This is a genomic window from Burkholderia guangdongensis (genome assembly GCF_013403875.1).
GTDB classification, from domain to species: Bacteria; Pseudomonadota; Gammaproteobacteria; order Burkholderiales; family Burkholderiaceae; genus Burkholderia; species Burkholderia guangdongensis.
Genome location: NZ_JACBNX010000017.1, coordinates 156,820 through 169,916 on the forward strand (window position 1 = coordinate 156,820; position 13,097 = coordinate 169,916).

The following is a 13,097-nucleotide window of genomic DNA, read 5'->3' on the forward strand; positions in this document are numbered from 1 at the left end:
GATCATGTTGATGTCCGGCGCAGGTTAGCCGTCGATCGCCTTCTGAGGAAGCCTATATATTTCGATGCGATCCATCGTCAGGAGCAATATATGCTGGATGGCGTTTCCCTTGATCAGCTTCGCACGTTCATCGCCGCGGTCGACGAAGGGAGTTTCTCCGCGGCGGGGCGCAGACTGCGGCGCGCGCAGTCGGTGGTCAGTCAGACGCTCGCGAATCTCGAAGCGCAGATCGGCGTGCCGTTGTTCGACCGTAGCGGACGCTACCCGCGCCTGACCGCCGAAGGGACCGTGCTGGTGAGCGAAGCCCGCGCGGTGGTGCGCGGCATGGACGGATTCAAGGCGCGCGCCCGCAGCCTGTCCGAAGGGCTCGAACCCGAACTGGCCGTGGCGGTCGACGCGCTCTATCCGATGGATCGATTGACCGTCGCGGTGCAGGCCTTTACCCGCGAGTTTCCGGATACGCCCTTACGGCTCTACGTCGAGGCGCTGGGCGGCGCGGCGAAACGTGTGCTGGACGGCGCCTGCCGCCTCGGCATCATCGGATCGATGATGGTCGTTCCCGACGATCTGGCCGCGGAAAAGGTGCTGGACGTGGACATGGTGACCGTCGTTGCGCGGAACCATCCGCTCGCATCGATCGACCGCGTGATCAGAATGCCGGAGCTCGAGCGTCATGTTCAGCTGGTGCTGACCGACCGCACGGATCTGACCGTCGGCAAGAGCTTCCAGGTTCTGTCGCCGCTCACGTGGAAGCTCGCGGACCTGCACACGAAGCACGAATTTTTGCGAGCCGGATTGGGATGGGGGCACATGCCGCTGACGATGGTCAGCGGCGATCTCGAATCCGGTGCGCTGCGGCGGCTCCGTCTCGACAAATTCGAACCGGTGACGCCGCCGGTGCCGATGTTCATTGCGTATCGCAAGGATACGCCGCCCGGGCCCGCCGGCACCTGGTTCATGAAGACGCTGAAAGCGGATCCCGCGCAACAGTGACGGGCAGCGTCGGGCAGCGTCGGGCAGTGACGGGCAGCGCGTGCCGCGCGCTTACTCGCGGCTGCGCGGCGTGCGGCTCACTGCCCGGTTCAGGGTGCGGCCGCTACCACGTCCGGCTCAGCGCGTCGAATCCGTCGACGAGCGCGTCGAGCAGGTGACGAACGGCCGGCACCATCCCTCTGCGGGTCGGGAAGATCGCATGCACGAGCCCCGGCGTCGTGGCCAGTTCCGGCAGCAGATGCAGCAGCCGGCCGGCCTGGATGTCGGCGCCGACCAGTTCGCGGGGCAGCAGCGCGACGCCGGTGCCTTGCAGTGCCGCGATCCGCAGGCTGGCCAGATCGTCCGTCGCCAATCGCGGCTGGTGCGCCCAGGACGTGACCTGCTTGTCGGCGTCCATCAGGTTCCAGACGTACTTCTCGCTGCCGCTGGCCATCGAGAGCGTCGGCCATTCGTTCAGCGATTCGATCGATTCGGGTGCCGGATGGCGCGCCGCCAGTGTCGGACTGGCGACCAGAATCTGGACCGACACGCCCAGTTGCCGGACCGCGAGATCGATGTTTTCCAGCGGCGGAAGCCGGACCCGGATCGCAAAGTCGAGACCTTCCTCGACCACGTCCACACGGCGATTGGTCGCATCGAGCAGAATCCGGACCTGCGGGTTGTCCTCGATGTATCGAGAAATGATCGCGGAGACGCCGGAGCTCAGCAGCGCCACGGGGCAACTGATGCGCACGGTGCCCTGTGGCTGGGTCCGCGTCTGATCCACGATGTCCTTGGCCGCCTTCGATTCCGCGACCAGCGCAATGCAGTGCTGGTGGAACTGCCGCCCGGTTTCCGTCAACGACAGGCTTCGGCTGGTGCGATTGAGCAGGCGCACGCCCAGTTCCTCCTCCAGTGACCGAATGCGCCGGCTGAGCTTCGATGTCTGCGCGCCGAGGCTGCGGGCGGCTGCCGTGAAACTGCCGTGCTCGACCACTTCCGCGAAGAGCCGAAGATCGTTGAGGTCATTGATCTGGTTCATTGGCACGTTCCCGCTGAGCGTTATCGTTCTACTGAGAGCAATGATACTTTGTAATTCCGGATATGTGCGTCCAATTGTTGCGGATATAGCATTCTCCCATGGCTCGGCGCTTCGTTGATTCCGGTGGAGCGCCGATCCGGCACCAGCCCGTTTGTCGGGCAGCGGGAAAAAGGACGCACACATGCTTACCCATCGGCGTTGGGCCTCACTGGACGGAGCGAATATCGGCTGGCTGCGCGCGAAGCACCATTTCGCGGTCAGCCCGGACGGCAATCTCGCGCACGCGCCGCTGGGCCCGCTGATCGTCTGGAACGATGACGAGATTGCCGCCGGAAGCGGCTTCCCGATGCACGGGCACCGCGATATGGAAATCATCACCTACGTGCGCCAGGGCGTGCTCGGACATCGGGATACTTTGGGATCCGAAGGAACGATCCACGCGGGCGACGTGCAGGTGATGAGCGCCGGCACCGGCATCCGCCACGCCGAGATCAACAAGGGTGACGTACCGCTGAAGGTTTATCAGATCTGGTTGCTGCCTCGGGAACGCGGCGGGGAACCCCGGTGGGATACGAAACCGTTTCCCAAAGGCGATCGGTCCGGGCGCTTCGTCGTGCTGGCGAGCGGCTTCGCCGGCGACGACGGCGCGCTGCCCATTCGCGCCGATGCGCGCGTGCTCGGCGCGACGCTGAAGGCGGGCGAGCAGGTCCGGCAGGCGCTGGGGCCGTCGCGTCGCGCGTATCTCGTCGTCGCGTCGGGAGCCATCGAAGTGAACGGTGAACGCATCGGGCCGCTGGACGGCGTCGCGATCACGAACGTGGCGGAGGCCGACATCTCCGCCGTCGAAGATTCTGAGCTGGTGATGGTGGACGCCGGCTGAGTGCCTTTATTTTCCAGTCCGCCAAGTCATTTCATTTCAGGAGAGAGTCATGGATCGTTATAAGTTCCTTCCGCTGTTGGGTCGCATTCTGATCGGCGCGCCGTTCGTCATGAGCGGGCTGAGCAAGCTCGCCGCGCACGACGCCACCGTTGGCTATATCGCGGCGGTTGGCCTGCCGGCGCCGTCGCTCGCGTTCCTCGTCGCGGTGCTGGTCGAGGCGGGCGGTGGTGCGCTGCTGATGGCCGGGTATCGCGCCCGCCTCGTGGCGCCGGCGATGGCGCTGTTCTGCGTGGTCACCGCGATCTTCTTCCACCACAACTTCGCGGACCAGAACCAGATGATCCACTTCCTGAAGAACGTGATGATGGCGGGCGGCCTGCTGCAGATCGCTTACTTCGGCGCCGGCGCGTTCAGCCTCGACGCGCGCGCCGGACGAGCACCGCGTCTGGCTGCGCTGGCGAGCTGACGCGACGGATCCGTCGAGACGGCCGCCCGTGTGACCGGCCGGCGCGTCTCGACCGGATCGACCGGTTCGGCCATCGCCGCCATACCGCCATCGCCGCCATTGCAGCCGGGCAGCCGGGCAGCCGGGCAGCCGGGCAGCCGGGCAGCCGGCAACTCGCTTGCCCGAAAGCAGACGCTTGACCGGGCCCATGCGGACGGCATCGAACCCGGCGTCGTCCGCTTTTCTGTTTGCTGACCTACCACTGCTTCGACAGGAGGCATTGCCGTGTCAATTTCCGTGTCAAACCGGCTTGCGGGCAAGGTGTGCATCATCACCGGCATCGGCGGGAGCATCGGACGCGAAGCCGCGCTGACGTTCGCGCGGGAAGGCGCGCTGATCGTCGGTTGCGGTCTGCGCGCCGACGATGCGCAAGCCACCGTGGACGCGGTGCGTGCCGCCGGTGGAACGATCGTCTCCATGCATCCGTGCGATCTGACCGATCCGGCCGATTGCCGCGCACTCGTCGAGCTTGCCGTGAAGACGTTCGGCCGGCTCGATGTGCTCTTCAACAATGCCGCGATGGCGTACTTCAACTGGATCGAGGACATCTCGGACGAGGAATGGGACCGCAATCGCCGTGAAGAGGTCGATCTGGTGTTCTACCTCACGCGCGCCGCGTGGCCGCATCTGAAGGCAAGCCGCGGCGTGATCGTGAACACCGCGTCGCTGACCGCGCTGATGAGCTTCAAGAACCTCGGCTCGCTCGCGCACACGACGGCGAAGGCGGGGATCATCGGCATGACGCGCCAGTTGGCGATGGAAGGGCGGAACCACGGGATTCGCGCGAACTCCATCTCGCCGGGCGTGATCGAAACCAATCAGACGCGAGCGCAGCTGAACGATCCGGACTGGGCCGGCTACATGCTCGGCAAGACGCTTCTCGGGCGTCTCGGCCGGCCCGATGAAATCGCGAAGGTCGCGCTGTTCCTGGCCTGCGACGACAGTTCGTACGTGACCGGTGTCGATATCGTGGTCGACGGCGGAATGAAGGTCTGGTGATGGCCGGCAGCGGCGATGGCATCGCGCCGTTCGTTGCAGACAGAGGCAGCAGCATCGTGCGCGCCGTCGGGCGCACGTCGTTCCCACGCGGCATCGCCGCGGACATCAACGAAAGGAGTTTTCCATGTCGAAGGTTCTGGTGCTGTATTACTCGTCGTATGGTCATGTCGAGACGCTGGCGGATGCCGTCGCCGAAGGGGCGCGCTCGGCGGGCGCCACGGTCGACGTGAAGCGCGTGCCGGAAACGGCGCCACTGGAAGTGGCGAAGGCCGCCTACTTCAAGCTCGACCAGCAAGCGCCGGTCGCGACGGTCGACGAACTTGCCGACTACGACGCGATCATCGTCGGCACACCGACCCGTTTCGGGCGCGTCTCGTCGCAGATGGCCGCGTTTCTGGACCAGGCCGGCGGCCTGTGGATGCGCGGCGCGCTGAACGGCAAGGTCGGCGGCGCGTTCACGTCGAGCGCGAGCCAGCACGGCGGGCAGGAAACGACGCTGTTCTCGATCATCACGAATCTGCTGCACTTCGGCATGACCATCGTCGGCCTGCCGTACAGTCACCAGGGGCAGATGACGCTGGACGAGATCGTCGGCGGCGCGCCGTACGGCGCCACGACCATCGCGGGCGGCCAGGGCCAGCGCCAGCCGAGCGCGATCGAGCTCGCCGGCGCTCGCCATCAGGGCGAACTGATCGCGAAGACGGCCAACAAGCTGTTCGGCTGAGCGCCGGGCGCTATTCGCATCACGGCATCGATGCATCATTGACGCGGTGACGACACGGCCAGGCGGATTTCCGTCTGGCCGATGACGTTTTATCTTGCCGTCAAGCGCGAGCGCTTGGCGCTTGCGGCATCTAGAATATGTGCCGCACACCGGCGATGACGCCGACCGTCGTTCCCTGAACCTCATTGAATACGCTGAAGTAGGACACGGATAATCCGGTCGTCGTCGCGCCATGATTGTTCACGACGCCGACCTGCGTATAAAGCGTGGTCCACCTCGACAGGAAATAGTCCGCGCCGACGGCCGCCAGCACCGAATGATTGGCGGTATGGTTGCGATCGCTGGTCACCCACGCGCCTGCGTTGAGGTCCAGTTGCGGCAGCACCGCGTAGTCGACGCCCCCTCCATACACATAATTGTTGGCCGATCCCGCGACCTTGAAGTTGACGAACACGGCCTTGGCGGTCAGTGAGCCGAGCCGGTAGGCCGCGCCCAGCATGCGCCCGACGAAGGCGACGGTGCTGGGTACCGGGGTATTGACGGTGCCGCCGCTGTTGCCATCGTAGAAGGCCGCATTGACCATCAGCGTGCCGTCGTCATATTTCAGGCTCGCCGCAACCTGCCGGCCTGCCTGGAAATCGCCGGGCTTGCCACCCAGCGCGAGCATGACGCTGCCTTCGAGTCCCGCGATCTTGGGCGTGGTATAAGAGATCGCATTCGAATTGTGCACACCCGTCAAAAAGACGCTGTCGCCATAGTTGCTTTGTATGTCGCCGAATTCCGAAAAGCCGCGCGCGTCGGAATCGTATAGCGCATTCACGAACGGCGAGAATTGCAGGCCCGCCTTGATCTCCCCGAAATTTCCGTCCAGCGCGATCCACGCCTGGCGACCAAAGAAATTCCCGTTCGAATCGTTGATGCCGCCGTTCGCAACATTGAAGCCGCTTTCGATCTTGAACCTGGCCTTCAGCCCGCCGCCCAGATCCTCAGTCCCGGAGAAACCGAATAGCGACGGCGACAGACCGGCATCGACGAGCGCGAACGATCGGCCGGCGTTTTGACCGGCTGCATTGGCTGTCTTGCTCGTATACAAGATTCCTGCATCCACTATGCCGTACAGCGTCACGCTGCTTTGAGCGTGACCGATAGCCGGGATGATGCCAAGCAGCGCGGCTGCTGAAATAGCTCGCTTCATTTTTCGTCTTCTCCACCTGTGTGATGCGGGGCAGTCGCATCGTGTTGATTATTGGAATAAGCGTAATTTAAAACTTTCCGAGTGTGCAGCTTATGTACGTCGGTATTTTCACTATGTAGTGCGAATTAATTTGCCATGGGAAAGGGGCCGTGGTCCGGAAGTCGGACCACGGTTGCGGACTGACGACTGACGATTGATGCGAGCGCGGGCTGTTCGGGTGCGCTCAGGCGGTGCCGAGGATCATCTGCGCCGCTTTGGCGCCGATCATGTGACTGGCGGCACTGGTCGGGCCCGTGACGATGCTGGGCATGATCGACGAATCGCAGACGCGCAGCCCTTCCACACCGTGGACGCGCAATGTCGAATCGACCACGGCCATGTCATCGGTACCCATCTTGCAGGTTCCAACCGGGTGACCGAAGCTGATCGTGGCATTGCGGGCGAAGTCACGCAGCGCGGCTTGATCGAGCGAGCGGCCGGGAATGACCTCGGCTTCCCGAACGGAATCGAATCCATGCTGCCGCGCCAGATCCCTGCACAGGTCGATGCAGCGAACGGTTGCGTCCAGGTCGTGCCGGGTCGACAGGAAGCCGGCGTCGAGCCTGCCCGGTTGCCGCCAATCGGCGCTCGTGAGCTGGTAGCGGCCACGGCTCGTCGGACGCACGAGCGCCGGCGAGATGACGAAACCATTCTCCGGCGGGGCGCCAAAGGCCGCGCGTATTTCGGGCGTCACCACGGACACCTGCTGAAGCACCATCATCACGTCAGGGCTGCGGACCCCGGCGTCGCTATGAACGAGCGCGGCCGCCTCCACGGCGTCGCTGGTCATCGAGCGTGGCGGGAACTTGCCCTTGTAGCGCAGCGTGACCCCGAACAGCAGCGGATGATCCTGGAAGTTGTGCCCGACGCCTTTCAGATTCACGATGGGCGCAATGCCGAGGCGACGCGCGTCATCCGCGTCGCCGATGCCGGATTGCAGCAGCAGCTTGGCGCTCGCGATGCCACCTGCCGTTACGATGATCTCGCGCCTGGCGGCAACGCTGCGGATGCCATCGGCACCGTGCAATGCGATCCCGGTGCAGCGACTGCCGGTGAACAGCAGCCGGACCGCGTCGGTGTCGAGCAGCAGCGTGAGATTGGCATGTCCGAGCGCGGGGCGCAGAAAGGCACGCGCGGCGCTTGCGCGACTTCCGTCGCGGTTGATGCTCATGTTCACGTAGCCGGCGCCTGTGCGCATCGGGCCGTTCATGTCATCGAGGATCGGGATGTCCATCTGGCGTGCGGCCTCGATGAACGCCGGCGCGCTCGGATGGGGCGTATGGGCGGTGCGGATATGCAGCGGGCCGCCGGCGCCGCGCCATGCGTTCGCACCGCCTTCCCAATCCTCGATTTCCCTGAAGACGGGCAGCACGTCGGAAAAGCCCCAGCCGTCGCCGCCCTGGCGGGCCCAATCGTCGTAATCTTGCGCCAGTCCGCGTACCCAGAGCATCGCGTTGATGCTGGTGCCGCCACCGAGCACGCGGCCCATTGCAATCGGCACGGCTCGGCCATTGACGTCACGCGACGGCGCCGCACGGAATTTCCAGTCGAGCGGACCGCCGATGTTGGTGAACCACAGGCCGGGTGTCGTCACCTGCGGGAGGTCGTCGGAGCCGCCGGATTCGACCAGCAACACCTCGGCGCCCGCGTCGGCGAGGCGGGCGGCCACGATGCAGCCCGCGGCGCCGGCCCCGACGACCACGTAGTCGTAGCTGTCCTTGAGGGTCTGCCGGTTCGCGAGCTGGGTCTGGCCGGCAGCCCATGCCTGCTCCGTCTGCTCGGGGCCGAGCAGCGCGGCCACGCCCATCGCGGCGGTCAGTTTCAGGAAATCTCGACGGCCAAGCGTGCCACGCGCCATACGATCAAGTAGGTGTTGTGCCGCTTCGGCACGCGCTTCGATCATGCTTGCGTCTCCATCTTTTTTCTTTGTTTGCGTACTGGCCGGCGCTCGATGCGTGTGCTTGCCACGCAACGACATGCATCGATACGAATCGATACGAATCGATACGAATCGATGCCTAGTACCGGGTTGCGCGATCGGCGACGAGCCACGGATAGCGGGCCGTGTCCGCGCCGGCATAGTCGGGATCCAGGTACACGTGACACCGCTGGATTTTGAAGTCGCGGATTTCGAACACGTCGCACCATCTGCCGCCGAATGTCGTGCCCGCATGCCACTCGGCGCCGTTCTTCAGCTTGCCGCTCGACAGCCCCTCGACCACGACCCTGTCGCCTTGCTGGATGAAATTGGCGTGAGCGATGTCATGCGACACGCTGGCGAGGATGCCGATCAGGTCGCCCAGCATCCGCTCGATTTCAGGCTTGCCGCGCGCAATGCCCCATTTGGGAAAGTAAATCTCGGCGTTGTCGTCGAACAGGTCGAGGATGTTTTCGCCTCGGTCCATCCGCCGGAAGTACTCGAGCGCGATGGCCCTGCGTTGCTCGTCCGTCATCATTCGTATTTCCATCATGGTTTCCTTTTAACGCGTTGTGGCACGACGCAATGTTGCGCGGTTGTATGGCATTTTGGTAGGCGCAATTTTTCGATGGTATTCATCGATTCCGGAGATGGATTGGCGACCGTCGATGCCGGATGAATACCGTTCTGTCGAATGCAATGTTGCTTTGCAAATCGGGACATGCACGCTTGAACATCGTGTTCCATACCATTGACTCCTGACCCAAGTCATCGCAAGCCAACCCGAATTGATCAGGAGACTGAATTGACCTCAACCCCGACCTACAAGTACTACGCGGGCGGTGCCTGGCGTGAAGCCGACGGCGCGCGTACCTTCGAGGTGCTCGAGCCTTATAGCCGCCGGCCATTCGCACAGGTTGCCGCGGGCGGGCGGGCCGAAGCGCGTGTCGCCGTCGAGGCTGCCGCCCGTGCGTTTCCGGCATGGTCGAGCACGCCGCCGGCCGAACGCGCGCGCCTGTTCCTGAAGGCCGCGGAAATCATCAAGCGCCGCCGCAACGAGATTGCCGATCTGCTCGCCCGGGAAACCGGCAGCACGATTTCGTTCGCGAACTTCCAGCAGGACCTCGTGGCCGCGACGCTCGAACAGGCCGCCGGCTGGATGTATCTGCCGGACGGCCAGGTGCTCGCGAGCAACCAGCCCGGCGCGCATTCGATTGCCGTGCGCCGTCCGCTCGGTGTCGTGGCCAGCTTCACGCCGTGGAACGGCGCCAACATCCTCTCGTGGCGGGCGGTGATCTCGCCGATCGGTGCGGGCAATACCGTCGTGGTCAAGCCGTCCGAGCTCGCGCCGGTGTCGGCCGGCCTGATGCTCGCCGAAATCGCGCACGAGGCGGGCTTCCCCGACGGCGTGATCAACGTGGTGCCGCACGCGCCCGGCGCCGCGAGCGACATCGCCGACGCGTTTTTCGATAGCCCGGACGTGCGGGTGATCAATCTGATCGGCGGCGTGAAGACCGCTCGCATGCTGGCCGAACGGGCGGGCCGCACGCTCAAGCGCACGGTGCTGGAGCTCGGCGGCTACAACCCGATGATCGTGCTCGACGACGTCGATATCGACTACGCGGTTCGCACGGCGACCTTCGGCAGCTTCTTCCATCAGGGGCAGATCTGCCTGAATACGCGGCACATCATCGTCCAGCGCAAGATCTACGAGGCATTCATGACGCGGTTCGTCGAGCGGACGCGCACGCTTGCGTCCGGCGACCCGCAGGATCCGAAGACCATCATCGGGCCGCTGGTCACGCCGGCGGCGGTCCAGCTCGTCGACGAGCGCGTGAAGGAGGCGGTTGCGAAGGGCGCGGTCTTGCGTGCCGGCGGCCGCTACACCGGCCAGGTGTACGAACCGACGATCCTGACGGATGTGCCGGCCGACGCGCTGGTCGCGCAGGAGGAAACCTTCGGGCCGGTGGTGGTGGTCGAGGCCGTGGACACGGCGGAGGAGGCGGTGGCCGCCGCGAACCGGACCCAGTACGGCTTGAGCTCGTCGATTCTGTCGGGCGACACCTATCGGGCGTTCGAGCTCGCGCCGAAGATCCAGTGCGGGATCGTCAACGTCAACACGGCGACGGTCAACGACGAGATCCACGCGCCGATGGGCGGCGTGCGCGACAGCGGCTGGGGGCGCACCGGGCCCGACAGTCTCGCGGATTTCAGCGACGTCATCTGGATCAATTCGCGCAGCACCCAGACGCCGTATCCGTTTTAGGAGCGATTCCGGACCGAATCAGAGGACCTGAAGCGCGGCGCGGCCGCCGTGACGGTGCGCGAAGTTCGCACGCCGTCGCGGCGGGGTGGTGGGGTGGTGGGGGCGCGTGGTTTTACCGCATCGTGCCGGCCAGCCGCTCGGCGATGAGCGCATGCGCCTGCGCGATGATCCCGTCGATCAGCTGCTTGACGGTCGGCACGTCGCGGATCAGGCCCGCCACCATCCCGCACGACCACGCGCCGGCTTCCATGTCGCCTTGCTGCATGATCCGCGGGTAGACGCCCGCGACCTCGGGGATGATGTCCTCGAACTTGATCGACGCGCCCAGCGCGCGCTCTTTCTCCAGCAGGCGTTCGACCGCGCCGTTCGTCAGCACGCGCTCGGTGTTGCGCAGCGGGCGCATCACGAGGCGGGTGTCGAGTTCGCTGGCCGCCACGATCGCCTGCTTCACGTTCTCGTGCACCGGCGCCTCCTGCGTCGCGATGAAGCGCGTGCCCATGTTCATCCCCTCGGCGCCGAGCGCGAGCGCCGCGACCAGCGAGCGGCCGTCGGCCATCCCGCCGGACGCGACGAACGGAATCTTCAGCTCCTCGGCCGCGCGCGGCAGCAGGATGAAGTTCGGCACGTCGTCCTCGCCCGGGTGGCCGCCGCACTCGAAGCCGTCGACGCTGATCGCGTCGCAGCCGATCGCCTCCGCCTTCAGCGCGTGGCGCACCGACGTGCACTTGTGGATCACCTTGATACCGGCTTCCTTCAGCGCGGGCAGCCACTTCTGCGGGTTGTTGCCGGCGGTCTCGACCACCTTCACGCCGCCGTCGATGATCGCCTTCACGTAGCCGGGGTAGTCGGGCGGGTTGACCGACGGCAGGAACGTGAGGTTCACGCCGAACGGCTTGTCGGTCATGTCGCGACAGCGTGCGATTTCGTTCGCGAGCAGCTCGGGCGTGCGTTGCGTCAGGCCGGTGATGATGCCGAGGCCGCCGGCGTCGGACACGGCCGCGGCCAGTTCGGCCAGGCCGACGTAATGCATGCCGCCCTGGATGATCGGGTGTTCGATGCCGAAAAGCTCGGTGATGCGCGTCTTCATGGGATGTGTCTCCATTCGTTCTGGTGTCGCATGTCTCGCGGAATCGCCGGTCGCGCCGCGCGGTCCGCCCGGATCGCGCAAGGTAGCACACCGGGCTTGCGTTCGCTGTGGGGGGGGCCGTCGCCGGCGGATCACGCGAGCCCGAGCTCGCGCGCTTCTTCGTCGTAGCGCGGATAGGACGCCTTCATTACCGCGCCGTTCAAGATCATCTCCGCGACCAGCGGCCGGGTCGCCGACGCTTCGTAGACCCGCGTCCTGACCCAGACCGACTCGGTGCGCGCGCTTTCGCTGAGCGCGATGATCTCGCGCTCCAGCTCGTACGGCTGGCCGACGAACAGCGGGCCGCGGATCAGGCGGATCTGCTGTCCGGCGAACAGGCCGACCGCGGGCTTGCGGCCCGACAGGCCGGCTTGAGCGATGGTGCTGCCGAGCAGTACGCTGATCATCTCGGTCGGAATGATCGGCCGGCCCCACGGCGAGCTTGCGCCGTGCTCGGCCGTGTACCACGCGCAGGGCTCGGTGATCACCTTCAGCTTGTCGGCGAGCGTGAACGGATAGTGGTCGCCCATGTGGTCGTCGAAGCCCATCACGATGTGCTCGACCGCCCGGCCGCGCTGGCCGACTTTCAGATCGCGGTTGATCACGAGGCCGGCGGGCGGACGAAGCTTCGCGATGCGCTGCTCGAGTTCGTGCGGCGGCAGGCCGGCCGCTTCATCGGCCGCTTCACTGACCGCCTCGCCGACCGACGCGCCGACCGACGCGCTGCCGGCGAGCACGGGCGTGCCGTCTTTCTTTTCCGCGCGAATGCGCACGAAGCGCGCGTCCGGGGACGCGGGCAGCTCGACGAACGCGCGCACTTCCTCGCCTTCGACGACCATGTTCTGATAGTGCGCGCTGATGCAGCCGGTCTCGAACCATGCGCGGCCGAACAGGCGAAACAGCAGCGGATCGAACTGGCTGAAGTGGGTCGGGCCCTCGATCGGTCCGGCGCGCAGGCCGAGGTTCTCGGCGGTGCCGTCGTCGTGGATCGATTTGTGGCCGTCGTAGGTCTGCTCGGCGAGCATCTGGCGCGGGCGGCGCAGCGGGCCGCACAGCTCGGCGGCCGCCGTGGCGAACGGCGACGCATCGGCGGGGGAGGGAAAGGCGCGTGTCTCCATGTCGGGTCTCGTTGAGGTTGGACTCGGGTTCGTGTGCTCGCGGCATCTACCGGACGGTAGATACTACCAGTCGGTATATGAACCGTCGTCGTGGTGAACCCTGATCGATGCGCGCGGCGAACTTTGTTGCACGCGAGTGACGAGTTGGGTTAATATCGCGGTCTTGCTGATTTTTCGGCAAGAAAAGACCGAGGAGCGGTAGTTCAGTCGGTTAGAATACCGGCCTGTCACGCCGGGGGTCGCGGGTTCGAGTCCCGTCCGCTCCGCCAGAATTAAAAATGCCCGCCTTGTGCGGGCATTTTTATTTTGTATT

Annotated in this window: 12 protein-coding genes and 1 tRNA gene; 7 read left to right on the forward strand and 6 right to left on the reverse strand. The window is 65.3% G+C overall.

Going from position 1 to position 13,097, the window contains the following annotated elements; translation table 11 throughout:
• The first annotated feature begins 90 nt into the window (after nt 1-90).
• Nucleotides 91-993, forward strand: a complete 903-nt coding sequence (locus HZI36_RS17665) for a LysR family transcriptional regulator (protein ID WP_179404056.1) — start codon at nt 91-93, stop codon at nt 991-993.
• A 103-nt stretch (nt 994-1,096) separates the two neighbouring features.
• Here HZI36_RS17665 and HZI36_RS17670 read toward each other — a convergent pair whose 3' ends face one another.
• Nucleotides 1,097-2,014, reverse strand: coding sequence for a LysR family transcriptional regulator (locus HZI36_RS17670; RefSeq protein ID WP_179403950.1), 918 nt, complete (start codon nt 2,012-2,014; stop codon nt 1,097-1,099).
• A gap of 181 nt (nt 2,015-2,195) precedes the next feature.
• On the opposite strand from HZI36_RS17670, the gene HZI36_RS17675 reads away from it, so the two are divergent.
• From HZI36_RS17675 to wrbA, 4 genes are all read left to right on the forward strand, one after another.
• Nucleotides 2,196-2,894, forward strand: a complete 699-nt coding sequence (locus HZI36_RS17675; protein WP_179404057.1) for a pirin family protein — start codon at nt 2,196-2,198, stop codon at nt 2,892-2,894.
• Nucleotides 2,895-2,943: 49 nt separating this feature from the next.
• Nucleotides 2,944-3,360: a DoxX family protein gene (locus tag HZI36_RS17680; protein ID WP_179403951.1), complete on the forward strand. Its 417-nt coding sequence runs from the start codon at nt 2,944-2,946 to the stop codon at nt 3,358-3,360.
• A 264-nt stretch (nt 3,361-3,624) separates the two neighbouring features.
• Nucleotides 3,625-4,398, forward strand: a complete 774-nt coding sequence (locus HZI36_RS17685; RefSeq protein WP_343050258.1) for an SDR family NAD(P)-dependent oxidoreductase — start codon at nt 3,625-3,627, stop codon at nt 4,396-4,398.
• A gap of 124 nt (nt 4,399-4,522) precedes the next feature.
• Nucleotides 4,523-5,122, forward strand: a complete 600-nt coding sequence (gene wrbA / locus HZI36_RS17690; RefSeq protein ID WP_179403952.1) for an NAD(P)H:quinone oxidoreductase — start codon at nt 4,523-4,525, stop codon at nt 5,120-5,122.
• Nucleotides 5,123-5,252: 130 nt separating this feature from the next.
• Here the strand turns inward: wrbA and HZI36_RS17695 are convergent, their stop codons facing one another.
• The 3 genes from HZI36_RS17695 to HZI36_RS17705 all read right to left on the reverse strand — a co-directional run bounded on the left by HZI36_RS17695 (nt 5,253) and on the right by HZI36_RS17705 (nt 8,824).
• The gene (locus HZI36_RS17695) at nt 5,253-6,317 is read right to left on the reverse strand and encodes a porin (protein WP_179403953.1); all 1,065 of its coding nucleotides are present in this window, start codon (nt 6,315-6,317) and stop codon (nt 5,253-5,255) included.
• Between the two features lie 223 nt (nt 6,318-6,540).
• Nucleotides 6,541-8,259, reverse strand: a complete 1,719-nt coding sequence (locus HZI36_RS17700; protein WP_179403954.1) for a GMC family oxidoreductase — start codon at nt 8,257-8,259, stop codon at nt 6,541-6,543.
• 115 nt (nt 8,260-8,374) lie between these two features.
• Nucleotides 8,375-8,824 (reverse strand): nuclear transport factor 2 family protein, encoded by a 450-nt coding sequence (locus tag HZI36_RS17705; protein WP_179403955.1) that lies wholly within the window; start codon nt 8,822-8,824, stop codon nt 8,375-8,377.
• Between the two features lie 255 nt (nt 8,825-9,079).
• Here HZI36_RS17705 and HZI36_RS17710 point away from each other — a divergent pair, with 255 nt between their 5' ends.
• Nucleotides 9,080-10,540, forward strand: coding sequence for an aldehyde dehydrogenase family protein (locus HZI36_RS17710; RefSeq protein WP_218884010.1), 1,461 nt, complete (start codon nt 9,080-9,082; stop codon nt 10,538-10,540).
• 112 nt (nt 10,541-10,652) lie between these two features.
• Here HZI36_RS17710 and HZI36_RS17715 read toward each other — a convergent pair whose 3' ends face one another.
• Together HZI36_RS17715 and HZI36_RS17720 are read right to left on the reverse strand one after the other, a co-directional pair.
• The gene (locus HZI36_RS17715) at nt 10,653-11,627 is read right to left on the reverse strand and encodes an NAD(P)H-dependent flavin oxidoreductase (protein WP_179403956.1); all 975 of its coding nucleotides are present in this window, start codon (nt 11,625-11,627) and stop codon (nt 10,653-10,655) included.
• 131 nt (nt 11,628-11,758) lie between these two features.
• A complete protein-coding gene (locus tag HZI36_RS17720; RefSeq protein WP_218884012.1) occupies nt 11,759-12,784 on the reverse strand; it encodes a hypothetical protein in 1,026 nt (341 codons plus the stop codon).
• 192 nt (nt 12,785-12,976) lie between these two features.
• On the opposite strand from HZI36_RS17720, the gene HZI36_RS17725 reads away from it, so the two are divergent.
• Nucleotides 12,977-13,053 (forward strand) — tRNA-Asp (locus tag HZI36_RS17725).
• Nucleotides 13,054-13,097: the final 44 nt, after the last annotated feature.